General features: G+C 65.7%; 17 protein-coding genes and 1 pseudogene. 3 read left to right on the forward strand and 15 right to left on the reverse strand.

All coding sequences use genetic code 11. From position 1 onward, the window contains the following. Position 1 precedes the first annotated feature (1 nt). From Q9246_RS20060 to Q9246_RS20115, 12 genes are all read right to left on the reverse strand, one after another. On the reverse strand, positions 2-1,474 hold the full coding sequence (locus Q9246_RS20060; RefSeq protein WP_306398232.1) for a sensor histidine kinase: 1,473 nt from the start codon (positions 1,472-1,474) through the stop codon (positions 2-4). Positions 1,475-1,478: 4 nt separating this feature from the next. Further along, positions 1,479-2,186 carry a response regulator gene (locus tag Q9246_RS20065; protein WP_306392466.1) on the reverse strand — a complete coding sequence of 236 codons (708 nt, stop codon included), beginning with the start codon at positions 2,184-2,186 and terminating at the stop codon, positions 1,479-1,481. Then, complete coding sequence (locus Q9246_RS20070; protein ID WP_306392467.1) at positions 2,158-3,561, reverse strand: ABC transporter substrate-binding protein; 1,404 nt, start codon at positions 3,559-3,561, stop codon at positions 2,158-2,160. Before Q9246_RS20070 ends, Q9246_RS20065 begins: the two co-directional genes overlap by 29 nt. Positions 3,562-3,641: 80 nt before the next feature. Further along, the gene (locus Q9246_RS20075; RefSeq protein WP_306392469.1) at positions 3,642-6,197 is read right to left on the reverse strand and encodes a family 20 glycosylhydrolase; all 2,556 of its coding nucleotides are present in this window, start codon (positions 6,195-6,197) and stop codon (positions 3,642-3,644) included. Between the two features lie 43 nt (positions 6,198-6,240). Continuing rightward, positions 6,241-7,491 (reverse strand): ABC transporter substrate-binding protein, encoded by a 1,251-nt coding sequence (locus Q9246_RS20080; protein ID WP_306392471.1) that lies wholly within the window; start codon positions 7,489-7,491, stop codon positions 6,241-6,243. Positions 7,492-7,508: 17 nt separating this feature from the next. Continuing rightward, positions 7,509-9,215, reverse strand: a complete 1,707-nt coding sequence (locus Q9246_RS20085; protein ID WP_306392472.1) for a hypothetical protein — start codon at positions 9,213-9,215, stop codon at positions 7,509-7,511. 63 nt (positions 9,216-9,278) lie between these two features. Continuing rightward, positions 9,279-11,936 carry a TonB-dependent receptor gene (locus Q9246_RS20090; protein ID WP_306392473.1) on the reverse strand — a complete coding sequence of 886 codons (2,658 nt, stop codon included), beginning with the start codon at positions 11,934-11,936 and terminating at the stop codon, positions 9,279-9,281. A gap of 101 nt (positions 11,937-12,037) precedes the next feature. Beyond that, on the reverse strand, positions 12,038-13,399 hold the full coding sequence (locus Q9246_RS20095) for a sugar MFS transporter (RefSeq protein ID WP_306392474.1): 1,362 nt from the start codon (positions 13,397-13,399) through the stop codon (positions 12,038-12,040). A gap of 386 nt (positions 13,400-13,785) precedes the next feature. Further along, positions 13,786-14,604: an ABC transporter ATP-binding protein gene (locus Q9246_RS20100; protein ID WP_306392475.1), complete on the reverse strand. Its 819-nt coding sequence runs from the start codon at positions 14,602-14,604 to the stop codon at positions 13,786-13,788. Continuing rightward, entirely contained in the window at positions 14,601-15,797 is a 1,197-nt protein-coding gene (locus tag Q9246_RS20105; protein ID WP_306392476.1) for an MFS transporter, read from the reverse strand. The genes Q9246_RS20100 and Q9246_RS20105 overlap by 4 nt, the downstream gene beginning before the upstream one ends. Then, positions 15,797-16,567, reverse strand: coding sequence for an ABC transporter permease (locus tag Q9246_RS20110; protein WP_306392478.1), 771 nt, complete (start codon positions 16,565-16,567; stop codon positions 15,797-15,799). Before Q9246_RS20110 ends, Q9246_RS20105 begins: the two co-directional genes overlap by 1 nt. 13 nt (positions 16,568-16,580) lie before the next feature. Next, positions 16,581-17,150, reverse strand: a complete 570-nt coding sequence (locus Q9246_RS20115) for an ABC transporter permease (RefSeq protein WP_306392479.1) — start codon at positions 17,148-17,150, stop codon at positions 16,581-16,583. Between the two features lie 56 nt (positions 17,151-17,206). Between Q9246_RS20115 and Q9246_RS20120 the strand changes: the two are divergent. Continuing rightward, a pseudogene (locus Q9246_RS20120) lies at positions 17,207-18,557 on the forward strand (IS3 family transposase). A gap of 142 nt (positions 18,558-18,699) precedes the next feature. Here Q9246_RS20120 and Q9246_RS20125 read toward each other — a convergent pair. The 3 genes from Q9246_RS20125 to Q9246_RS20135 are packed head-to-tail and all read right to left on the reverse strand — an operon-like array spanning position 18,700 to position 22,611. Continuing rightward, a complete protein-coding gene (locus tag Q9246_RS20125; protein ID WP_306392480.1) occupies positions 18,700-20,088 on the reverse strand; it encodes a cytochrome c in 1,389 nt (462 codons plus the stop codon). A gap of 12 nt (positions 20,089-20,100) precedes the next feature. Then, positions 20,101-21,876 carry a GMC family oxidoreductase gene (locus tag Q9246_RS20130; RefSeq protein WP_306392482.1) on the reverse strand — a complete coding sequence of 592 codons (1,776 nt, stop codon included), beginning with the start codon at positions 21,874-21,876 and terminating at the stop codon, positions 20,101-20,103. A gap of 6 nt (positions 21,877-21,882) precedes the next feature. Then, entirely contained in the window at positions 21,883-22,611 is a 729-nt protein-coding gene (locus Q9246_RS20135) for a gluconate 2-dehydrogenase subunit 3 family protein (RefSeq protein ID WP_306392484.1), read from the reverse strand. 303 nt (positions 22,612-22,914) lie between these two features. Between Q9246_RS20135 and Q9246_RS20140 the strand changes: the two genes are divergently transcribed. Beyond that, entirely contained in the window at positions 22,915-23,634 is a 720-nt protein-coding gene (locus tag Q9246_RS20140) for a GntR family transcriptional regulator (RefSeq protein WP_306392486.1), read from the forward strand. Positions 23,635-23,719: 85 nt separating this feature from the next. Then, positions 23,720-23,929 (forward strand): hypothetical protein, encoded by a 210-nt coding sequence (locus tag Q9246_RS20145; protein WP_306392487.1) that lies wholly within the window; start codon positions 23,720-23,722, stop codon positions 23,927-23,929. Positions 23,930-23,989 lie beyond the last annotated feature (60 nt).

Consider the following 23,989-nt stretch of genomic DNA (forward strand, 5'->3'; position numbering starts at 1 on the left):
CCTACATGACTCGGGCTGGCAGCCGCACCAGGGCGACGAGTCCTCCCGCAGGGTGATTGGACAAAAGCAGTCGCCCGCCATGCGCCTCGACGATTCCGCGCGCGATGCCCAGGCCCAGCCCCATGCCGCCGTCGTTGGCGTCGCGGCCATGGGCCAGCCGCACATAGGGATCGAACAGGCTGGCCAGCGCGTCCTCGGGCACCCCCGGGCCGTGGTCGCGCACCTTGATCACGACTTCGCCCGCTTCCTCGCGCACGTCGATCTCGGCGCGCCCGCCGTAGTACAGCGCATTGTCGAGCAGGTTGCCGAGGGCGCGCTTGAGCGCCAGCGGCTTGCCGCGCACCGTGACGCCGGACGGACTGAACGCCACTTCCTGGCCGGCCAGGTGGGCGCTTTTCACCATGCGGCCCAATAACGCGTCGAGCCGGATCTCGGCCGGATTCTCGTGGATGTCGCTGTCCTTCACGCACTGCAGGGCGCCCTTGACCATCATGTCCAGTTCATCCAGGTCTTCCTCGAACTCGCCGCGCAGCGCCTCGTCGTCGAGCAGTTCGGCGCGCAGTTTGAGGCGCGTGATCGGCGTGCGCAGGTCGTGCGAGATCGAGATGAACAGGCGCTCGCGGTCCTCGATGTAGCGCGCGATGCGCTCGCGCATGGCGCTGAAGGCGCGCGCCGTATTGACGAACTCGCGGCTGCCGGTTTCGGGCAGCGGCCGCGCGTCTTCATCGTGGCCCTGCCCCAGCGCGGCCGCGGCGTCCGACAGGGCGGCCAGCGGCCGCGTGATCGAGCGCACCATCAACAGGCATAGCAGCAGGACCACCGCCAGCGACAGCGCCTGCGGCATCAGGCGATCCCAGGCAAACGGATCGCTGCCGTTCAGGAAGTACGGATTGGGCATCAGGGCCGCCAGGTACAGCCAGTTGCCGGGCTCGATCTCGGTCTGGATCACCAGGATCGGCGCAGGATCGGGTTTGAGCAGCAGCACGTGCTGGACCCAGGAATGCGGCAGGTCTTCCAGGCGCACGTCATGCTCGGCCACCACCAGGCGATCTGGCTGGGCAAAGGCCAGCCGGAAGCCGGGCGAATGCGGCAGGTCCTGCTTCAGGGTTTCTTCCACGGTGGCGATCACGCCCTGCGCCAGCGGATGCGGCGCGATCTCCTCGATCGGCACGTAGGCGTGGTTGAAATTGACGAAGAAGCGCGTGCCGCCCATCTCGCGCAGCTGCTGGATGATCAGCGAGCGGTAGGCCGGCGGCAGGCTGCGGAAGAACCGGATCGCGCCGGCCGCGCTATGGGCCACGTACTGGGCGGCCGACTGCGCCTCGACCTGCTGCTTGGCGCGCAGCTGGCTGGCCCAGATCGCGCTGGCCGCCAGCTGGGTGAGCAGCACGCCGGCCAGCATCACCAGGGTCAGGCGGCCCAGCAGGGACGCCGGCCATAGCCGAGCCAGGCGCAGGCGCAGGCCGGCGGCCATCGCGCTAGACACTGGACACGCTGACTTCGGCCGAGAACACATAGCCGGCCCCGCGTACGGTCTTGATCAGGGCCGGCTGCTTGCCGTCGTCGTTCAGGCGCAGGCGCAGGCGGCTGATCTGCACGTCCAGCGAGCGGTCCAGCGGACCGGCGTCGCGCCCGCGGGTCTGCTCGCACAGCAGTCCGCGGTCGAGGACCTGGCCGGGATGCTCGATGAAATACTTGAGCAGCTGGAAATCGAGCCCGGTCAGGGATACCTCCGCGCCCGCATGGTCGACCACGGTGCGCTCCTTGAGGTCGAGCGTGAAACCGACGAAGCGGTAGTAGCGCGCCGGCGGCGCCTCGGGCGCGGCGCGGCGCAGGATCGCCTTGATGCGGGCCAGCAGCTCGCGCGGACTATAGGGCTTGGCGATATAGTCGTCGGCGCCAAGCTCCAGGCCGACGATGCGGTCGGTCTCGTCCGAGCTGGCGGTAAGCATGATGATCGGCACGTTCGACTGCTGCCGTACCTGCTTGCACAGCACGAAGCCGTCGGTATCGGGCAGCATCACGTCCAGGATCACCAGCGACAGCTGCTCGCCGTGCGCCTGCAGCTCGGCCAGGAAGCTCTCGCCGTCGTGCGACAGGATCACCTCGTACTGGTTCTTCTCCAGGTAGGTCTTGAGCAGTACACGGGTTTTTTGGTCATCGTCCACGATCAGTATCTTGCGCACCCGGTGTCCCCTGGCTGGTTATATTGAATAGTCTGAACAAGGCGGCCAGCCGGCGCTGGGCCACCGCGACCGGCGCCCGGTCGTCGAGAAAGAAGCGGTGCACTTCAGCGATGATCGCGTCGCGCGTCGCTTCGTCGGTGGCCATGCGGTGCACCAGGCTCGGCGCCTGGACGCCAGCGCCTTTGGCGAAGGTGTTCCACGAGGCGCGCGCGCAACTGTCCATGCGCGCCGGATCGGCGTCACGCCGTACCGGCACCCCGCCCTTGAGCAGGTTGAACTCGGCCTGGACCGCGGGCGACAGCAGCAGGCGCGCCATCTTTTCCTGGGCCTGCCGATGCCGGTAGTCGCCGGCGAACATCGACAGCGTATCGACGCTGTACAGGTGATAGCGGTCGCTGCCCGGCGCGCCAGTGCAGCCGTAATCCCGGTCGAGCGTCATGCCGAGCCCGCCCAGCTCGGCCTTGGCCCAGTCGCCCGTGATCATCATGGCGGCCTGGCCGCGCGCGAACTGGCGCGCCACCTCGGTCCAGGACCGCTCGGCGAGCGGCGCGCGCGACCAGCCCTTGACGCTGCGCAGGTGCTGCAATGCACGCGCGGTGCGCGCGTCGAAGGCGGCCGCCGGGCTGCGCCGCACGAACAGCTCGCGATAGAAGTCCGGGCCGCCCCCGGCCAGCACCAGGTTCTCGAACAGGGTCGCCACCTGCCACGGTTCGCTGCTGTGCGCCAGCGGCTCGACGCCCACCGCCAGCAGGCGCCGGGCGACGGCCTCGAATTCGTTCCAGTTGCGCGGCGGCGCCAGGCCATGCCGGGCGAACAGTGCGCGGTTGTAGTACAGGGTATTGACGCGATGGATGCCGAGCGGCGCCGCCATCGTGTGCTTGCGGTAGTGGATCAGGTCTTGCACCGTGGGGAACAGGACCCCATTCCAGTCGTCGGCGACGGCAACGCTGTCCAGTTCGAGCAGCAGCCCCATCTCGGCCCATTCGGCCACCGACACGCCGATAATCTGGGTGACTTCGGGCGCGTCGCCCGCCACCACCCGGCCCTTGAGCACCTTGCCGGCGCCGATGCCGGCGCCGCCGGGAATGGCGGCATCCTGCCATTCGATGCCTTCGCTTTTCAGGCGCGCAGCCAGCAGGTCGGCGGCCTTACGCTCGCTGGTCGACGTCCACCAGTGCAGCACCTGCAGTCCGGACGACTGGGTGGCCGGCGCCGCTGCCGCCAGCGGCGGCACGATGCCGATCGCCTGGCCCGCGGCGTGGACGCGGCCGGGAGCGGCGCAGGCCAGCGCCGCCACCACCAGCAATGCGCGGATCGTCGTCGCCCGCCACCGCTCACGCCACTGCCAAGCCACCTGTCCGATCGACGCTGTCACCCGATATCCCGCAGAAAACGCTGATTATAGCGCCGCTCCCAGGTGCTTGTGGCGCAATCGGCGTCCCAAGCATGCCACGTCTAGCGCCTGTCAATACGGGCCACCAGCCCCGGCCTGCCATTGCGGTCGAAAGCCGCCACCTGGATCATCCCTCGTTCCGCGATCGGTCCCGTCACGATCTTGCTGACGGCCGTCGGCGCGCTGCCGTCGGTCGTGTAGCGCAGCGTCATACCGGGCAAGACGTGGTTGACCAGCACCCGCTGCCCCTCGAGCAGCAGGCCGGGCGGCGCGATGCGGTAGTCGACGCCCTTGCGCTCCAGGTCGAGGCGCGGCAGCACGCGCTGGCCCAGGGCATTGACGAAGCCCGACCACGCGCGGCGGTGCAGCGCGGCCGCCTTGCCGGCGTCAAGCTCGAGCGCCCAGGCCGGATCGGGCGCCCAGGCCCGCTCGGCCACCGCCAGCAGGCGCGGCATCACCAGGTAGTCGATCCCCTTCGGATCGCGCACGGTCTCGGTGAACAGCGTCGCTTCCAGGCCGCGCACACGGCGCTTGCCGTAGTCGGTCAGCCCATCCTTGCCGATACGCGCGGCCGCGGGCGCATTCTTGAGGTAGTCGAAGGGAATGAAGTCGTAGGTGGTCTGCAGCTCGACATAGTCGCCCCAGTTCATGCCCGGTTCCTCCGGATTGGCGTTGTACGACATGTCCATGTACATCTTGGTCACCGGCGCCAGCACGACGTCGTAGCCGGCATTCGCAAGGCGGTAGGCCAGGTCTTCGGCGCCTTCGGTATTGTTCCAGACCCAGGCATGGAAGCCCTTTTGGGTGAAGCGCGGGTTCGGGATCAGCTTGTGGCGCCCGTGCAGCATGGTCTTGCGCGCCGCGAGTTCTTCCCAGCCCGAGGTGTACAGGCCGTGCTTGCGCAGCATGCCGTCGACCCGCTCGTAGAAGAAGTCCCACAGGTCGGCGGTCGATTCGAGCTGGTGCTTTTCCATCATGCGGTGGGCCGCCGGCGATTTTTCCCAGGCGCCATGCGGCAGTTCGTCGCCACCCATGTGGATCGTGTGCAGCGGCACGCCGGCTTCGCGGTGCAGCGCCACCACCTCGTCGACCACGTGCTGGACGAAGGTGAAGCTCGATTCCAGGCCCGGATTGAGCACGTGGTCGTTGTACAGCTGCGGCGATTTGTAGACCGATTTGTCCTCGAAGTCGTTGAGCAGGTACTTGGCCGCGTCCTTGTCGCCGGCCGCCTTCAGGCGGTGGTAGCGCGCCTCCATCGCCTGCACGGCGGCGCGCGCATGGCCCGGCATCTCGATCTCGGGGATCACCTCGATATGGCGCGCGGCGGCGTAGCGCAGGATCTCGATGTAGTCGGCGCGGGTATAGTAGCCGCTGCCGTACGGATCGCGCGGGTCGGGGCCGGAGCCGTAGGCCGGCTGCAGGCGCACGCCCGGCTTCGCGCTGTGGCCGCGCACGGCGCCGATGGTGGTCAGCTCGGGCAGGCCGCGGATCTCGAGGCGCCAGCCTTCGTCTTCGGTCAGGTGGAAGTGGAACTTGTTCAGCTTGTAGCGCGCCATCAGGTCGAGCCACTTGAACACGGTTTCCTTGGTATGGAAATTACGCGCGACGTCGAGCTGGAAGCCGCGGTAGCCGAAGCGCGGCGCGTCGACGATCGTCACCTCGGGCACGGACTGGTCGGCGGCCCCTGGCAGCGGCAGCAGGTCGCGCAGGCTTTGCAGGCCGTAGGCGACGCCGGCCGGGCTGTTGCCGACGATGGCGATGCCGCTGTCGGCGCCGACCGTCAGGCGGTAGGCCTCGGGCGATGCCTGGCCCTCGACCTTGCCCACGGAAAGGCGCAGCGCGGGCCCGCCGGCAGGAAGGTTTTGGGGGAATAGCGAGCGCGCCAGCGCCGCCTCGTTCTTCAGCGCGGCATCCGCGCTCACTTGCGGCTGCCCGCGCAGCGCCAGGCGGCCCTTGCCCTGCTCGAGTTGCAGCGGCGTCGGCAGCACCAGGGGCACGTCGGCCGGCGCCAGCAAATCGGCGCCGGTATTGGCGCGGTAGGTGTCGGCCGGCGTCACCACCTGGCGCGGGTCGGAGCCCTTGTCCAGTTGCTCGGGACGCGTGACCGGCAGCAGCGCGAAATCGGCGATGGCGACCCCGACGTCGGGATGACTGTCATAGACCAGGTAGGGACCGATCGGGGCGCGCGCCATCTTGATGACGATCTGGGGGTGGTAATAGACGATGTCGAGCGTCTGGCCTGCGCCCAAGCCTGCAAAGCCGGGCAGCGGACGCATGCGGAACAGGTTGCCGGCCACCTGCTCCATGCTCACATTACCCGAGGCTGGGCCGGTGACCACGCCGTCCATGGCGTTGAAATAGATCGCCCAGCCCTGGGCTGGCAAGGGCTGGCTATCCTTGTTGGTAAGGATCATGCGGGCCTGCGCCCGGCCCTGCGGCATCTGCGGCGTGAACTCGTTGCGCAGCAACTCCCAGCGCATCTGCAGGCGCGCGCCGCTGGCGACGCCGCCCGCCGGCGCGGCGCTGGCCTGCGCCGCCGGAGCCTGCGGCGCCGCCAGCGCGTTGGACGCCAGCGGCGCCGCCAGGATCAGCGATGCCAGGGCACAGCCACGAACCATTCTTGTTGTCTCCACGGGTCTCTCCTTACCTAAAAAACTTGTATTACTTATGCGGTGGTTTGTACCACCGGACGAAACTGCCTTGCAAGCTGCGCGCCGCCTCCTGCGGCGCCAGCGTGCCATCCAGGACCTGGGCGTTCACGTTCCACAGCACACTCTCCATGCTCGGCACCCCGCGATGCAGCACCTGGGCATTCAGGCGCACGGTCGACGCGCAGCTATTGCGCCATTCGACCATCTGCTTGGCCACCGGGTCGCGCACCGCGATCAGGTGGTTCGACAGCGTGAAGAAGCCGGTCAGGCGGTTGCTGTAGATGTCGGCGAATTCCTGCGACCCGACCCAGGCCAGGAAGGTATAGGCGTCTTCCTTGTTCTTCGACTTGCGGTTCACGCCGAGCCCCAGGTCCATGTGATCCGAGATATAGCAGGCGTCGCCGCGCCGGCGCACCGGCGGCGGAAACACCCCGAGCTGCAGCCTAGGTGCGCCGTTGAAGTTGGCGATGTCCCAGGACCCGGCCGGGTAGATCGCAGCGCGCCCGGCCGCGAACATGGCCTGGCTCTGGCCATACGTTTGCGTGGCTGCGCTTGGCGCGAGATAGGCGCCCATGCGCGCGCCGAAGCGCAGGGCTTCCACGAACGGCGCATCGGTCAGCTTTGCGCGTCCGGCCAGCAGGGCTTGCTGTCCCTCCTCGCCGCGCCAGAAGTTGGGACCGATATTGGTGAAGACCAGCTGGCTCGATTCCCACTTGTCGGCGGTGCCGAGCGCCAGCGGGTTGACGCCGCTCTTTTTCAGCACCTCGAGGACGGCGAAGAACTCGTCGACCGTGCGCGGAGGCTGCAGGTCGAGCTTGCGGAAGATCGCCTTGTTGTACATGAAGCCATGGATCACCGAGGCCACCGGCATGCAGAACGATTCCTGCCCGCCCGCCGTCTGCCACGCCGCCAGCGCGCCCGGCTCGAAATACTGCATGCCGGCCCGGCCGTCCAGCCGTTCCAGATGCCCTTGCCGGTACAGCGACAGCGAGACGTCGAAGGGACGGCAGGCGACCAGGTCGCCGGCCGTCCCCTGGTCGAGGCGCGCGGCCAGGCTGGCATCGTATTCCGTGGGCGCGCTGGGCGCGAACCGGACCTCGATGCCGGGATGGCTGCGCTGGAATGCCGGGATCAGCACCTGTTCCCACAGCGCCTTGTCGTCGACGCGCCAGCTTTCGATCACCAGGGTGCCTGCCTGCGCAGCCGGAACGGCAAGCAGCGCGCAGCATGACAGGAACTGGAACAGCCGGAGCAAGCGCATCGCGATCATCTCTTCCTTTAATAATGGGCGTACGGATTCTTGCCCTGATTGGCGTAGTACAGCCAGGCCGTTCCCGCCACGCTGCCCGAACTGGTGAAGTCCGGATTGGCGTTCTGGGTGGCATACGGCATGGCGCCCAGCTTGTCCACCATATAGTTCAGCGACTCCAGCATCTGGTCGGACGAATTGCCCGCGCATTGCATGCCGGGTGCGCCCTGGCGCATGGCCATGATCGCACCCAGGCTGCCCTCGCTCCAGGCGAAGGGCGTCGGCGGCACGCCATTGTGGATGGCGTCATGGAAGCCGACGATGCCGGTCACCTTGCGCGACGGGTAGTCCAGCTTGCCGTTCACGCTGAAATAATCGCACATGGCGGGCAAGGCGGAAGCAAACGGCTGCCCCAGGCTGCCGGTATTCCCGAGCGCCAGCACCGACCACGAATAGGTGTCGAGATAGCGTTCGCTCGTATTCAGGGTCTGGGTATTGGCGTCGTAGCCGCCCAGGAAGCGCGTACCGTTCCACAGGCTTTCCGACATCTTGCGCAGCGCCGTCGCCGCCGCCAGGTACTGGCTGCCGCCATTGAGCGCATGGAACTGGTGCATGCTGGCATAGGCATCGAGCTGGTGCTCGAGGGCGAAGATGCCGCTACGGCCCGGCGCATAATTGGTCGGCGCGAAGCGCAGGCCGGATTGCGGCGCGCCGTTGATCGTGATCGCGACCAGTTCGCCCCGCAGGTAGTCGTGCAGGCGGGTCGACATGGTCAGGTATTTGCTGCTATTGAAGGCCTTCTGGTAGGCGTTGAGCGCCATGCCGAACCAGGCATTGGCTCCGGCGATGCGCATGTCGACGCCCGGGTTGGCGTCGGCGCCATCGGTCGTGTAGGCGAACACCCAGGCGCCGGACGGCCCCTGCAGCTTGGCCATCGCATTGATTATCTGGTCGGCATTAGCCTGGTCGCCGGCCAGGCTGAAGGCGATCACGGCCAGCGCCTGGTCGTACAGGAAGGCCGAATCCATGTCGTGGAAGCTGCGGATCAGGCGTCCGGCCCCATGCGGGCCGCCGGTCACGAGCGGCGTGTTCATCATGCGCTGCAGGCCGGCGATCTGCGCATTCGACGACGTGGCGGGGGCCGGGAAATAGGCCGCGGTGTAGGCAGTCAGCGTGGCCGGATCGACCGGCAGCGACAGTTTGGTCGTTCCGTTGACCTGGCCGCTGCACCAGCCACCCGCAGCATTGCAGTTGGCGCCAGCCAGCGGGTTGCTGCCTGCCGGATGCAGCACCAGTACCGCGCGGTCGGCGCTGCCCACCGAACGCGGCAGGGTCAGGCTGAAACTGCCGTCGGGACGAATCTCGGCGCTTGCGTCGGCCTGGTAGTAGAACACGTCGTGGTGCACGAACAGGCCGAGGCGGTAGTTCTGCACGCTGCCGGCGGGCAGCGAGTGGGCGCCATGGAACACGGTCTGGGTGCTCGACTGCAGCAGCTGCGAGACGCCAAAATTGACCGCCGGCGCCGCCGCCAGCGGCGGCTCGTTATACGGAAAGTCCCAGCCCGACCAGACCGGCCAGGGCGACGCCTGCAGCGCCGGCGCCGCCAGCTGGCGCGAGGCCTGCTGCATTGTCCCTGCCTCATCGCCGCCGCCAACGCCACAGCCGGCCAGCAACAGCATTCCCGCGCCCAGCGCCACCGGCCACAGGCCCCGCACATCCTTGTTCGCACCACGCATCACGTTCTCCTCGTTTGCACAGCTGCCCACCGGCCGCCGGGCGGCGGCCGGCACATCACGCCATTACCAGTCGGCGCCGACCCGCACGCCGAACATGCGCGGTTCGATGTACTGGCCAATCACGTAGCCCGGATCGACGATGCGCGCATTGGTCTTGGCGAAGGTGTCGGTCAGGTTGTTGACATAGACTTCGGCGCGCCACTGGCCGCTCGGCGACGTCAGGCGCAGCGAAGCATCGTAGGTCGCATAGGCGCCCTGCATATTGCCGACCTTCGCGTTATCCAGGTTCTGGATGCTGAAGTACATCTTGTCCTGCCAGCGCGCCGACACGCGTGGCGTCAGCTCGTAGTCGCCGGGCAGCGTGAAGCGCTGCGACATCTCGATGCGCGCCGTATTGCGCGGCGCGTGCGGCAGGTCGTTGCCCACCACGTCGGCCGGGAAGCGGCCGACCAGCGCCGGGTTCGGGCCGGTGTAGCGCACGCAAGGGGCCACGCCATAGGTCTCGCGGAACGGACCGCAAGGCACGTCGCGCCAGGTCTGGGTGTAGTCGGGATACGAGGCCACCTTGGCGCGCAGGTGCGAATACTGGAAGTTGACTTCGGCGCCGGTCCAGGGACGGTATTTGCCTTCCAGTTCGAGGCCCGAGATCTTCGCCTCGGCTGCATTGGTGGTGCCGTACAGGACCGCCGAGTCGCACGACGGGTTGGCGGCGGTGCACGGGATCGCCGGGATGATGCGGCCCATTTCCACCGCGCCGGTCATCTGCATGTCCTTGTAACGGCTGTGGAAGGCGGTGGCCGAGAACGACAGGCGGTTGTCCAGCATGCGGCCCTTGTAGCCGATCTCGAAATTGGTGAGCGTTTCGGGCTTCCATGGCAGGAAGGTGTAGTGCGGACCCGGCTCGCGGTCGGCGCAGTTGCCGTTCAGGCCACGCGCGCAGATGTTCTGCTTGTCGCTGAAGCCGCCCGCCTTGTAGCCGGTGGACAGCGAGCCGAATACGAAGTCGTTCGGCGTCAGCTGGTAGCTCAGGCCGAGGCGCCAGGTGAACTTGTTCCAGGAATCGCGGTTGCTGCTGACGTCAGGGATGATCGCCGGGTTCATGCCGGCCACGCCGTAATAGGCGCCCATCCCCGGTTTCAGGTCCGAGCTGTTGAAGAAGCGGCCCGGGATCGGCGTGTACTGGCCCTGGAAGTAGGAATACGGATCGCCCGTGGTGCCCGAATCGTAGAACTTGCCGTCCTTGTCTTCGCGCACGTCGCGCGTCATGCGTCCGCCCAGGGTCAGGTTCCATTTCGGTGCGAACGCCCAGTCGAACTGGCTGAATGCGGCCATCGAGGTCGACTGTCGATCGGTCTGGCTGTACAGGTTGTAGTACGGCGCGCCGGGCGCATTGACCATGGCCGAGATCGAATCCTCGCCGAACTCGATCGCATTCTTCTCGTGCATGTAGAACAGGCCCGTCACGTAGCGCAGCGTGCCCTGTTCGCCGCGCAGTTGCAGCTCCTGGACGGTGGTCTTGAACTTCGACGAGTTGGTGAAACCGGCCGAATCGTTGACGAAGCCGCCGTAGATATTGATGTCCTCGGCCAGCGGCTGGTAGCCCGAGTCGCCGTCGCGGATCTGGCGCCGCTTCTGCACCGAGTGCGAGGCATTGTATTCGACGGTCGCGTTCGGGTTCAGGTTCCAGGTGAAGCGGCTGCGCCAGGTGTCGATGCTCCAGTCCAGCTCACCGGGCACGTTGATCTTCACGTCCCACTGGTCGCCCGGACAGGCGTAGGCGGTGCCGGCCGCCATCTTGCAGTCCTTGAGGGCGATGTCGCCGGCGCCCTTGTTGGTATAGCGCTCGTAGGCGCCCAGCCATTCGAGGTCGTTGGTGACCTTCCAGCGGCCCTGCAGGCGCGCCGCCCATTCGTCCTTGTTCATATAGGCCTCGTCGGCCCCCACCTTGCGGTTATGGCGCTGGTCGACGTCGGGGATGATGTTGCCGGCCCCGTCGCGCGCCGGCGTGACGCCGAACTGCGGGAAGTCGGCCGCGTAGAAGTCCTGCTGCTGATTCAGGTAGCTGTCGCGCTTGATCGCCATCATGGTGGCGCGCATCGCGAAATTGTCGCTGATCGGGATGTTCTGGGCTGCGGTCACCTGGCGCAGGTCGTAGCGGCCGACGGTCAGGGTGCCATGGCCTTCGGTCGAGCCGAACTGCGGCTTGGCCGGGATGATGTTGATGCTGCCGCCGGTGGCATTACGGCCGAACAGCGTTCCCTGCGGGCCGCGCAGCACCTCGATCTGCTCCAGGTCGAACAGCAGGGCCAGCGCCGACTGCGGGCGCGGGGTATAGATGCCGTCCACGTTCAGGCTCACCGCCGGGTTGCCGATCTCGGTGAAGTCGTTGCTGCTCACGCCGCGGATCGAGATCTTGACGCCCGAGCTGCCGTCGGTGGCGCTGCCCAGCTGCAGGTTGGGCACTTCGCCGCTCAGGCCGCGCACGTCGGTAATGCCCTTGCGGGTCAGCTCGTCCTGGGTGACGGCGGTGACCGAGACCGGCGTCCTGAGAAGCGAGGTGGTATGGCGGGTGGCCGTCACCACGACTTCGGGGATCGCGTCGGCGTCTACCGCGGGTGCAGCCGGAGCGGCCTGCTGGGCCAAGGCCGGCAAGGCAGCGCAGGCGCACAGGCCGGCGACCGCCATACTGATGAGTGTCTTTTTTGGTTTTAATTGGGACATCGGACTGCTCCTGGACTAGATGAAAAAGGGAGTACCGCGCGGCGGCGCCGTGCGGGGAAAGCCTGGTTGCAAGAGAGAGCGGATGGTGGACGGGGAGCGCCTCAAGCCCCGCCGTCCCTGGCGCCGCCCCAGCGGCGCAGCGTGTGGCCGTGGGCCGCGTACCAGAGAATCAAGGCATAGCAAGGCAGCATCATCCAGTAGGCGCTGCGCGAACCGCCAAGGTCGGCCAGGTGGCCATACACGAGCGGCAGCAGCGCGCCGCCGGAGATCGCCATCACGAGGATGGCCGAACCACTGGCGGTATGACGCCCGAGACCCTGGAGTGCGAGCGGCCAGATGGCCGGCCAGACCATGGCATTGGCCAGGCCTAGCAAGGCCAGGTACATGACGCTGTCGGGCACCAGCGGCACGCCCAGCCAGCCGACCAGCAGACGCGACACGTCCTGGTCGACGCTCGATCCGAGCGCGACGCCGATCGTGAGCAGGATGCCGGCGACGGCCGACAGCAGCAGCGCGCGCTGCTGCGACAGGTAGCGCGGGATCGCCACCACCCCGATCAGGTAGCCGATCACCATGCACATCATGGTGTACGAGGTCAGCACGCCGAAGTTCGCGACCGCGAGTTCATGTCCATACAGGCCGATGGTGTCGCCGGCGATCACCTCCACGCCGACGTAGGCGAACAGCGCCAGGGAACCCAGCACCAGTTGCGGGAACTGCAGCACGCCGCTGCGTACGGCGGCCGGGTGCTTGCCATCGGCGACGGTGCCAGCATCGGTCTCGGGCGGGATATCGCGCAGGCTAGAGAAGTGAATGAAGGCCATGATCGCGAACAGCAGCCCCGCCATGCAGGCATACGGGAACACCAGGCGTTGCGACAGGCCGGCGCGCATGGCGTCGCGCGCCGCCGGGTCCAGTGCTTCCAGCGCCGTGTGTGAGAAGCTGTCGATATCGGCCAGCATCAGGCTGGCGAACACCAGCGGCACGACGACGCCGGCGCCCTTGTTGAACAGGCCCATGATACTGATGCGCATGGCCGCGCTCTCGCGCGGGCCGATGCAGACGATGTAGGGGTTGATGGCGGTCTGCATCAGGGTCATGCCGCTGGCCAGCGTGAACAGCGCGACCAGGAACAGTTCGTAGCGCGCGCTCTGGGCGGCCGGGATGAACAGCAAGGCGCCCGCGCCCATGACGCCCAGGCCCAGGGTCATGCCCTTCTTGTATCCGGTGCGCCGCAGCACGGCGGCCGACGGCAGCGCCATCACGGTATAGGCGATGTAGAAGGCGAACGTCACCCACAGCGCCTGGAAGTTGTTCAGGCCACAGACGATTTTGAGGAAAGGCACCAGCGAGCCGTTCAGCCAGGTGACAAAACCGAGGATGAAGAACAGCAGGCCCACGAACAGCATGGCCACCACCACGTTGCGCTTCGCGTCCATGCGGAGCTGGTCTGGTCGTTCCATGCTCATTTCCATGCTGCAGGGCCTTGCGCTGCGGGCGCTGGAAGCATGCGGGCCGCGTGCGGGCCGGTGTCGGTGGTGCGATGCATAGATGTCCCCTTGTTATCGATAATTCATGCTAGCAGCGGTGCAACACCGCGTCCAACCTCGACCGAGGAAAACATAAGCATTTGATTTTATTGGGATATCGCTGAGATCCTTCTTAGCTCTGCAACATTTCTTTACAAAGGAAGGCGTGCCGCGCAGCTTTTCCGCTGCGCGGCTGTCGTTGCGCTTGCAAAACTTTACAAAACGACGCGAACTATTACAGAAGTGTGACTCGATGACCACAGACGGGCGGTCATGAACTGGCGGGATGATGGACCTTCAGTAAGGACAGCATGCCGTTCTCAGCGATCGGCGTCTTCCCCCCGCTCGCCGAAATCGGCCAGCAAGCCGTCGCGCAGCGCGACGAATTGCGCGTCGCGCCGCTGGCGCGGATGCGGCAGCGGGACGTCCTGGATGCGCCGCACGCGCCCGGGTCGGGCTTCCAGCACCACCACCCGGTCGGCCAGGTACACCGCTTCTTCGATGTCGTGGGTCACCATCAGCATCGTGATGCCCTCTTGCTGCCACAGGCGGCGCAACTCCTTCTGCATGTGCAGGCGCGTCAATGCGTCCAGTGCGCCCAGCGGTTCGTCCAGCAGCAGTATCTCGGGCCGGCCCACCAGCGCACGCGCGATTGCGGCGCGCTGCGACATGCCGCCCGAGAGCTGGTGTGGATAGGCGCCGGCGAAGCCGTCCAGGCCCACGCGCGCAATCTCGGCCGCCACCCGCTGGCGGCGTTCGGCGGCAGGAACGTTGGTATTGGTGAAGGCCATCTCCACGTTCTGCTCCACCGTCAACCAGGGAAACAGGCGGTGGTCCTGGAAGATCAGGCCCCGTTCGAGGGTCGGGCCGTCGATCGGCACGCCGTCGTGCAGCAGGCTGCCCTGGTAGTCGGGATCGAGCCCGGCCAGCAGGCGCAGCAGGGTCGACTTGCCGCAGCCCGAACCGCCGACGATGGCGACGAATTCGCCCGGTTCGACGGTCAGCGAGATATCGTCCAGCACCAGCAGCGACTCGCCCTCGAGCGGGAACGATTTGCTGACGTGATCGATGCGCAGGCCGGCGCCGCGCCGGGTCGTGGCCGCGAGATGATTCTTGTCTACCAGCGTAGCGAGCGTCATGGGGTTTCTCCTTGTTTCAGTTGTTGGTAGAGCCAGGCCGCCAGCCAGGGCAGCGTCCACAGCAAAAATACATTGCGCAGGCCGACCAGGTCGCCCAGGCGGCCCGCAGCCAGCGCACCGACGGTGCCGGCGGCCATGCCCAGCAGGGTCAGGTGGGCCGAGACGCGCGCCTTGTCGACCGGCGCGTGGGCGATGCGGCTGGTGTTGACCAGCGCATTCACGCCCAGGCCCAGCCCCAGCAGGCTCGATGCGACGAGGTAGCTGGCGGTGGTCGGGTACAGCCCGAGCAGCACCAGCGCCGCCATGATCGCCAGGTGGGCGGCGCCGTAGATGCGGTCGCGGTGCGGGCTGCCCAGCACCGCATTGCCCAGGCCGAGCAGCACCGCCACGAAGCTGATCCCCTGCACCGCAATCAACCACACCGCGTGGTCCTGCGGCCAGTGCAGCACCTGGATCGCAAGCAGGATCGAGAACACGCCCACGCTCGACGCGGTAAAACTGGCCAGCACTTCGAACAGGTAGGTCGTGCGCACCACGGGAAGGCGCAGCAGCGCGCGCCAGGCGGCGACGTCGGCGCCCTTGCCTTGCCCGCGCTGCCCGGTATGGTCGGGCAGCACCTGCCAGCCCAGCACTGCCAGGATGGCGAACATCAGTGCCGAGACATAGAAACCGCCGGTCAGGCCCAAGTGGGCGATCACGTAGTTACCGGTCAGCGGGCCGGCGAACTGGATGCCGAGCATCAGGGTACCCTTGTACCATCCGGCCTTGCCCTGCCCCAGTTCGGGCAGGCGCACCAGGAACACGGTGCTCATCGCCACGATGCGCAGCGCAATGCACAGGCCGACCAGGAACATCAGCACCGCCACCCACTGCCAGCCGGGGAGCCAGGGCAGGATGCAGAACAGGGCCGACAGCGTCAGGCTGATCGCCGCATACAGGAATTTCGGATTGCCGCGCGCCAGGATGCGCCCGGCCGGCAGGGTGCCGAGCGCCATTGCGGCCGTCTCGGCGCTGCTGATCAGGGCCAGCTGGAAGTTGGTGACGCCCAGGTGCAGGCCGAACATCGTGGCCAGCACCTTGTTCATCCCGATCGTCATCCCCGACAGCATGGTCAGGCCGATGAAGCCGACCAGGAATCGCCGCAACTCCTGCGGGGCGAACAGCGGCGCGCTGGCCGGACCGGCGCCGCCCATCAGGCTGACCTTCCACGCACCAGCAGCCGCGCCGCGCGCGCGAACGCCAGGTTCAGCACCAGCGCCAGCAGCGCGATCACCAGCACCGACAGCAGCACCACGTCCATGCGGCCGGTCTGCTCGCTCACCAGCAGCAGCGAACCGATGCCCGGCGCGGCCGCGAACAGCAATTCGCCGCCCAGGCAGGCCAGCCAGGCGAAGACCTGGGCGTGGGTGACGCCGGTGATGATGGCCGGTAGCGCCGCCGGCAGCAGCACGCGGCGGAACATCTGGCCGCGGGTCAGCGTCAGCATGGCGCCCACTTCGCGGTAGCGCAGGTCGACCTGGCGCATGCCCTCGAAGGTATTCAGCACCGTTGGATAGAAGGCCGCGATCCCGATGATCAGGAGCTTGGCGAATTCGCCGCTGCCGGCCCACAGCGCGATCAACGGCACCAGGCCCAGGAGCGGCACCTGGCGGATGCTGTGGTACAGCGGCCCGACCAGGCGTTCGGCGATGCGCGACTGCGCCATCAGGGTGCCGGTGGCGATGCCGAGCAGCGCGCCACACACCAGTCCCGTCAAGGCGCGCTCCAGGCTGGCGCCGACGTGCAGCGCCAGCGTGCCGTCCGCGACCAGTTGCTGCGCGCCGGTCCACAGCTGTTCGAGCGGCACGAAGACATAGGCGGCGCTGGCGCCGCGGCCGGACGCCCATTGCCAGGCGAGCAGCAGCAGCGCCGGCAGCAGCAGGCCACGCAATGCCGCGCCGGCACCATTCCATAGCGATTTCATCGTATTCTCCGCATCAACGGCGCTGCCAGCGCATCAGCCACGCTTCGAGCAGGCGGAAGCCCCGGTCCAGCGCCAGGCCGACCAGGCCAGTGAGCACCACGCCCACCATCACGACGTCGAGCCGGAACATCTGGCGCGCCATCTCCATCATCTGCCCGAGGCCATTCTCGGCCGCCAGCAGCTCGGCGCCGACCAGCACCATCCACGAGCGGCCCAGGGCCAGCCGCACCCCGGTCAGGGTGTCGGGCACGATCGCCGGCAGCACCACCTTGCGGATCGCCTGCAGGCGCGAGAAGCGCAGCACCGCCGCCACCTCCAGGTAGCGCACCGGCAGGTTCCTGACCGCGTCGTGGACGGACAGCGCCACGATGAAGAAGCTGGCCTTGGCTACGATGACGACCTTGAAGGTTTCGCCGATGCCGAATACCAGGATGAATAGCGGGATCAGGGCCACCGAAGGAATCTGGCGCAGCACCTGGAAGGTCGGCGCCGTATAGGCATCCAGCCGCGGCGACAGGCCCACCAGCAGGCCGAAGGCGATCCCGGCCACGCTGCCGAAGCCGAAGCACGATACCAGGCGCACCAGGCTGATCGAGATGATGTGACCCCTTGAAGTGAGACTCCACTTCCAGGGGTCTTATGAAGTACGACGAGCAGTTCAAATTTTCAGCCGTTGAGGCCTACTTGTCTGGGTCAGTATGCTTCACGAAAGTAGCGCAGCAGTTCGAAATTTCCGCATCATTGTTGCGTTCATGGGTGGGACGCTACCGCCTCCATGGCATAGCTGGGCTAGCGATGAGAGTGTGGAACGCTCACAGTGCCGAGTTCAAGCTGTCGGTCCTGAAACACATGTGGGACAATGCGCTGTCCTATCGACAGACCGCAGCTGTGTTCAATCTTCCTAACGCATCCCACATCGGCGAATGGGAGCGGCGGCACAAGCAAGGCGGTTTCGAGGGTTTGAAACGACGCCGTAACGAAAATCCCAAAATGAAGGCTCCGCCGACTCCCCCCGTCCGTGTCCCAGTGGACGAGAAGAACTGCTCACATGACGACCTTGTAGACGAGGTCAAGCGGCTTCGTGCGGAGAATGCCTACCTAAAAAAGCTCAAAGCCTTAGTCGAGTCGAAGCCGTTTGCGCCAGCGAAAAAGCGCAAGTAATACTCGAACTAAGGCTAGAGCATGGACTGGCTTACTTGCTTGAAGCGGCATCGATGGCACGCAGTACGTTCTTCTATCAAAAGAAAGTTCTTGAGGCAGGCGACAAGGACGCACAGGTGAAAGAGGAGATCCAGGCCGAGTTCCATCGCCATCACGGGCGCTACGGCTATCGCCGGATCACGGCCGCACTACGGCAGGCTGGACGCATCATCACCACAAGGCAGTTCAGCGTCTGATGGGCGAGCTTGGTTTGAAATCGCTGGTTCGGCCGAAGAAGTACAAGTCCTATAAGGCTGACGCCATGGAGGCGTCGGAAGACGTCCTGCAGCGGGACTTCGAGGCAGATCGCCTGAACGACAAGTGGGTAACGGACGTCACTGAGTTCAAGGTCGCTGGCAGAAAGGTGTATCTCTCTCCCATCATGGACCTGTACAACCGCGAGATCATCGCCTATGAGATACGAGAGCGACCGAGCCTGGACCTGGTGAGCGACATGCTCGAACAGGCGATGGGCAAACTTACAGAACACGACCGCCCCATCCTTCACTCAGACCAGGGCTGGCAATATCGCATGCCAGCGTTTCGACATGCACTCGATAAGGGTGAGCTACAACAGAGCATGTCCCGTAAGGGAAACTGCCATGACAATGCGGCCATGGAGAGCTTCTTCGCCGTGTTGAAGTCCGAGTTTTACCACCTCAACAAATTTAGCAGTGTCGAGCAACTCGTGGACGGCCTGAAGCAGTACATTGACTACTATAATCATGACCGTATCAAGCTCAAACTGAACGGCCTGAGTCCTGTGCAATACAGGACCCAGACCGTCTAGACGAACATCCAACCGTCTCAGTTTAAGGGGTCACATCACAGGCGGGGACCCAAGTTTGCAAGCGTTTCGGCAGCGCTAGCAGCACTTGGGTCCCCGCCTGCGCGGGGACGACGCTGATTGGAGCTGACTTGCTGCTAACGGATCAGTGCCTGGTATCGCCCTTGTCCGCCGTATGGAGCTCGTGCTCCTTCACCAGCTTGCGCACCTTGGCCACATCCGCCGCACCGACCGGCGAAGCCTGGTTGCCCCAGCTGTTGCGCACGAAGGTCACCAGTTGCGCGGTCTCTTCATCCGACAAGCGCCACGCGAAGCCCGGCATGCCCAGGTCCGACGGCGCGGTGTGCGTCGACGGCAGGCGCGCACCGGCCAGGATCACGCGGATCAGGGACGTCGGGTCTTCCTGCAGCACGGTCGGATTGCCCGGCAGCGCAGGGAACACGTCGCCCGCCGCCTTGCCGTCCACCCGGTGGCAGGCCGCGCAGTTGTCCAGGTAGAGCTGGACGCCGCGTTCGCTGTCATTGCCGGCCATGATCTTCTGGACCGTCGCATCGCTGGCGACGAAGCTGGCCTTCTTGTTGCCGGTCTCCGGCAAGCTCTTGATATAGAGCGCCATCGCCATGAGGTCGTCGTCCGTCATGTTCTGCGTGCTGTGCGTGACCACGTCCTGCATCGGCTCGCCCAGCACGCCCGAGTGCTTGTTGCGGGCGGTCTTGAGCGTATCCACGATGTCCTGCGCCGTCCAGTTGCCCATACCGTCGACCTTGTCGCCGCGCAGGTTGACCGCCAGCCAGCCATCGATCAGCGGGCCGCCGGCCAGGTATTCCGGACCGGATTCGTCCAGCGCCAGCTCGTTGAGCGTCGCCGCACGCGGCGTGTGGCAGCTGCCGCAGTGGCCGAGGCTTTGCACCAGGTAGGCGCCGCGGGCGATCTTCTGGTCCGAGTACTTCGACAGGTCCATCGGGCCCTGCACCGGCACGAAGTTCTTGCGCCAGATGCCCAGCGGCCAGCGCAGCGACAGCGGCCAGGCGATCTCGTTGTCGCGGTTGGCCTGCTTCACCGGCTCGACGCCGTACATGAAGTACGCATACAGCGCGCGCATATCGTCGTCGCTCATGCGGGCATACGAGGGGAACGGCATCGCCGGATACAGCGTCCCGCCGCCTGGCACGATGCCGTGGCGGACCGCACGATCGAAATCGTCCAGCGAGTAGTTGCCGATGCCGGTCTCTTTATCCGGCGTGACGTTGGTCGCGTACATATTCCCGATCGGCGACTGGATCACGCGGCCGCCGGCGAACTGCTTGCCGCCCGGCGCCGTGTGGCAGGCGATGCAGTCGGAAGCGGTGGCGACGTAGCGGCCCTTCTCGATCAGGCCCGCGTCCGGCTTGACACCGGCCGCCAGGCCAGGGCCGGGCTCGATCTTGCGGGTCTCGGTCGGCGCCACGGCATAACCGTAGGCGCCGGCGAACACCACCGCACCGAGGATGGCCAGGCCGAGGACGATTTTCTTGACAGGTTGTTGTTTGGTCATGGGTTCGTCCTCTTATGCCTGCACCAGCGGGCCCGGGTTCTTGATGTACTGTTCCCGGATCGCTTTCGCGCACCAGTAGGCCAGCGCGCCGACCATGCCGGTCGGGTTGTAGCCGTTGTTCTGCGGGAAGGCATTGGCGCCCGGCGCGAACACGTTCGGCACGTCCCACGACTGCAGGTACTTGTTCAGGGCCGAGGTCTTGGGATCGGCGCCCATGATCGCGCCGCCGACCGTGTGCGTGCTCTGGTACTGGTTGATGTTGTAGTGGGTGCCCGGCTTCTTGGCGTCGCCCTTCGTCGCCAGCGGATTCAGCACCTTGCACATCTCCTGCGCCTTGTCGACCAGGTAGGCCGAGGCCGCGATCTCGTTGTCGTGCCAGTCGAATGTCATGCGCAGCAGCGGACGGCCGAAGGCGTCCTTGTAGTTCGGATCCAGGTCGAGGTAGGCGTCGTCGTAAGCCATGCACGAACCCTGCACCTCGTAGTAGAACGAGTGACGCATCGCATCCTTGGCGCCCTTCTTCCAGTCGCTGCCCCAGTTCGGCACGCCCGGCGCGGTCGCGATGCCGCGCACCGGACCGCCGCCCGGCTGGCGCGCCCAGATCACGCCGCCGCCGACGAAGCCCGACTTGGTCGGATCGTTGCGGTTGCCGTTCAGGTCGTCGAAGGCAGTGCCGCCGCCGCCGATGCCCATGAACTGGTTGGCGTGCACGTTCTTGTCGAAGAATAGCGAGACGCGGTTCAGGTTCTGGTAGGAGTAGTTCCTGCCGACGGTGCCGGTCCTGGTCACCGGGTCGTAGGCCGGGCCGATCTTCGAGATCAGCATCAGGTGCACGTTGTACAGCGAGAATGCGCCCAGGATGACGATGTCCGCCGGCTGTTCGCACTCTTGTCCGCCGGCGTCGAGGTAGTTCACACCGGTGGCCATCTTGCCGTCGGCCGTCAGGTTCACCTTCAGCACCTGGGCCAGCGTGCGCATCTCGAAGTTCTTGCGGCCGCGCAGGACCGGGAAGATATTGATGTTCGGGCTGGCCTTCGAATAATTGAGGCAGCCGTAGTCGGAGCAGAAACCGCAGAAGTTGCACGGGCCCATCTGGCAGCCATACGGGTTGACGTAGCTGGCCGAGGTGTTCGAGGCCGGGATCGGGAACGGGTGGTAACCCATCTCGCGCGCCGCTTTATAAAACATCTCGCCGCCCAGGTAGTCGGGGTTCGGCCCCAGCGGATACTCGCGCGAGCGCGAACCTTCGAACGGGTTGCCGCCTTCGACGACCTTGCCGTTCAACACGCCGGCCTTGCCCGAGGTGCCGCACACGTATTCGAAGTGCGAGAAATGCGGTTCCAGCTCTTCAAAGGTGACCGGGAAATCCTGGATCGACATACCGGCCGGCATGATCTTCTTGCCGTAGCGCTGCTCCATGGTGCTGCGCAGGTTAAGGTCTTCCGGCAGCGCGCGGAAGTGCACGCCCGACCAGTGCGAACCGGCGCCGCCCACGCCGGTGCCCGGCTTGAACGAGCCCATGCGGCGCTTCGGCACGGCCACGGTGCTCAGGTTGTGGCGGATGGTCACGGTCTCTTGCGCCAGCGACTGCAGGTATTTGCGGTGCACCGAGCCTTCGAGCTCGTCGATCACGCGCGGATAGGCGAAGTCGGTCTGCGTGTCGCGGTCCGGGCCGCGTTCGAGGATGACCACGTTCAGGCCGGCGTCGGTCAATTCCTTGGCCATGATGGCGCCGACCCAGCCGGCGCCGACGATGACCGCGTCTTTTTTCTCTTTTACGATTGCCATATTCTCTTATCCCCTCCGTCCAGCCAGGTCCACCGGTCCCAGCGGATACGGTTTGTCGCGAATCTTCACCCACTCCAGGTAGTCGCCCCGCATGCCGGGGTAGCCGATCATCTTCCAGGCGCCCATGTCCTTGTTGCCGCCGTGGCTAGGGTCGCTGAAGTAGCCGGCGCGGGTCTCGGCCAGGAAGTCGGCGAAGAACTGCTTCGACGAGATGTCGGCGAGCTTGATCTTGCCGCCCTCGAGGTCTTTCAGCACCGCTTCCTGCATGCGCAGGTCGAGGTCGGCGAAGGCCTTGCTGGAAAAGGTCTTGACGCAGTGGGCGTCGACGTTGGCGATGCCGACGCGGATGATGTCCTTCAGCGGCAGCTTGCCCTGGTAGCCGAACTCGGACGTCGCTTCCAGGAACGGGCCCTGCATATACCAGATGCTGCCGGAGGCGTACGGCGACTGCATGTGGCGGTCGAGGAACTCGGGCACGCCCAGTTCCACCGCGCCAGGGCCGTGCTCGTCATGCGGGATCAGGCGATCGACCGCGGCGATGACGAATTTCCATTCCTTCGCATTGAAGAATTTCGGGGTGTAGGGATTGGGCTTGCCTTCGGCTGGCGCGGTCGCGCTGGCGTTGGCATTGGGAAGTCCCTGGTGCAGCGCCGCTGCCGCGCCCGCGCCCATGGGCACGAACACAAGGCTCTTGATCAGGCGCCGCCGCGATTGAGATTGTTGATCGTCGGACATGAATTGTCCCCTCTCTCGGTTGAAAATGTATTTTGTATGCAAAATGCAAGATACATAGTACCAATAAGCGGTGAGGATGCCAATGCGTCCGCGTTGAATGCGAGGGAATCGCGTCGAAAAACCCAGTGCACCAAGACCACGACGAGATGGGGAAGCGAGGATTTGTTGCATCGTTGCAACATTACTAAATTGGCAGTCATGGACGCCGGGTCTGGATTTCTGATGCGTCGACCCAGCTTTCAGCATTGCCCATCCGGCCGAATGCTAAAATCCCTTCAAAATTTGTGGATTTGGAGACATTGAATGCAAGACTCGGTAGTTGACCCGTCAGCCGCCCCCGCTGCCGCGCCTCCCGCGCTTCCGAAGCTGGCGCGACAGCACCTGCACGACACCGTCGTCAGTCACCTGCGTCGCTCGATCGTCGAATCCGTCTTCCCGCCGGGGATGAAGCTGAACGAACGCGAGCTGTGCGAGACGATGGGCATTTCGCGCACGCCTTTGCGCGAGGCGTTGAAGGCATTGGCCGCCGAGGGCCTGATCGAGATTTCGCCGAACCGCGGCGCTTCGGTCTACAAGATGTCGCACCAGGAGGTCTGGGAAACCTTCGAGTTCGTCAGCGGCCTGGAAGCGCTCGCCGGCGAACATGCGTGCGCGCGCATCACGCCCGCCGAGATCGCCGCCATCCGCCTGCTGCACGACGAGATGCTGGCCTGCCGCCAGCGCGACGACCTGCCGGGCTACTACAGCCGCAACCAGGCGATCCATGACAGGATCGCCGAAGCCGCGCGCAATTCGGTCCTCCAGCACACCTACCTGAACATGAACCGGCGGCTGCAGTCGCTGCGGCTGAAGTCCAATCTCGTCCCCGAGAAATGGGACCAGGCGATCGACGAGCATTGCCAGATGATGGAGGCGCTGGAAGCGCGCGACGGCAAGCGCCTGGCAACCATCCTGTCGCGCCACTTGCTGGACAAGCGTGAATCGGTGATGGGCATGCTGGCCGACGCCGAACCGGCGCGCTGAACGATCGCACGGCGTTATCAACCGGCGACACGATTCGTCGCATCGACCGCGATACTGTGGGTTCCCCATCCACAGGAGCCCCGGCATGTCGCGTCAGACCCTCCGCAATGCCCGCCAGCGCATCATCGGCTACATCGACACCGCCAACGACGGCCGCCAGACGGGGCGCGACGAGCGCCTGCGCATCGTCGGCTATTACGATCCGCGTTCCAATATCACGCGCGATGAGCGCCAGCGCTCCGTCGGGCACGGTAACCTGATTGCGACGCTGATCGGGAGTGGCGCAGCCAGCTGATTCCATTGTCCGAGAACAACTGAAACGTGCTAAAGTCAGTTTCCCTATGGAAATCTATCG

The sequence above is a fragment of the Telluria beijingensis genome (assembly GCF_030770395.1).
Taxonomy (GTDB): domain Bacteria; phylum Pseudomonadota; class Gammaproteobacteria; order Burkholderiales; family Burkholderiaceae_D; genus Telluria; species Telluria beijingensis.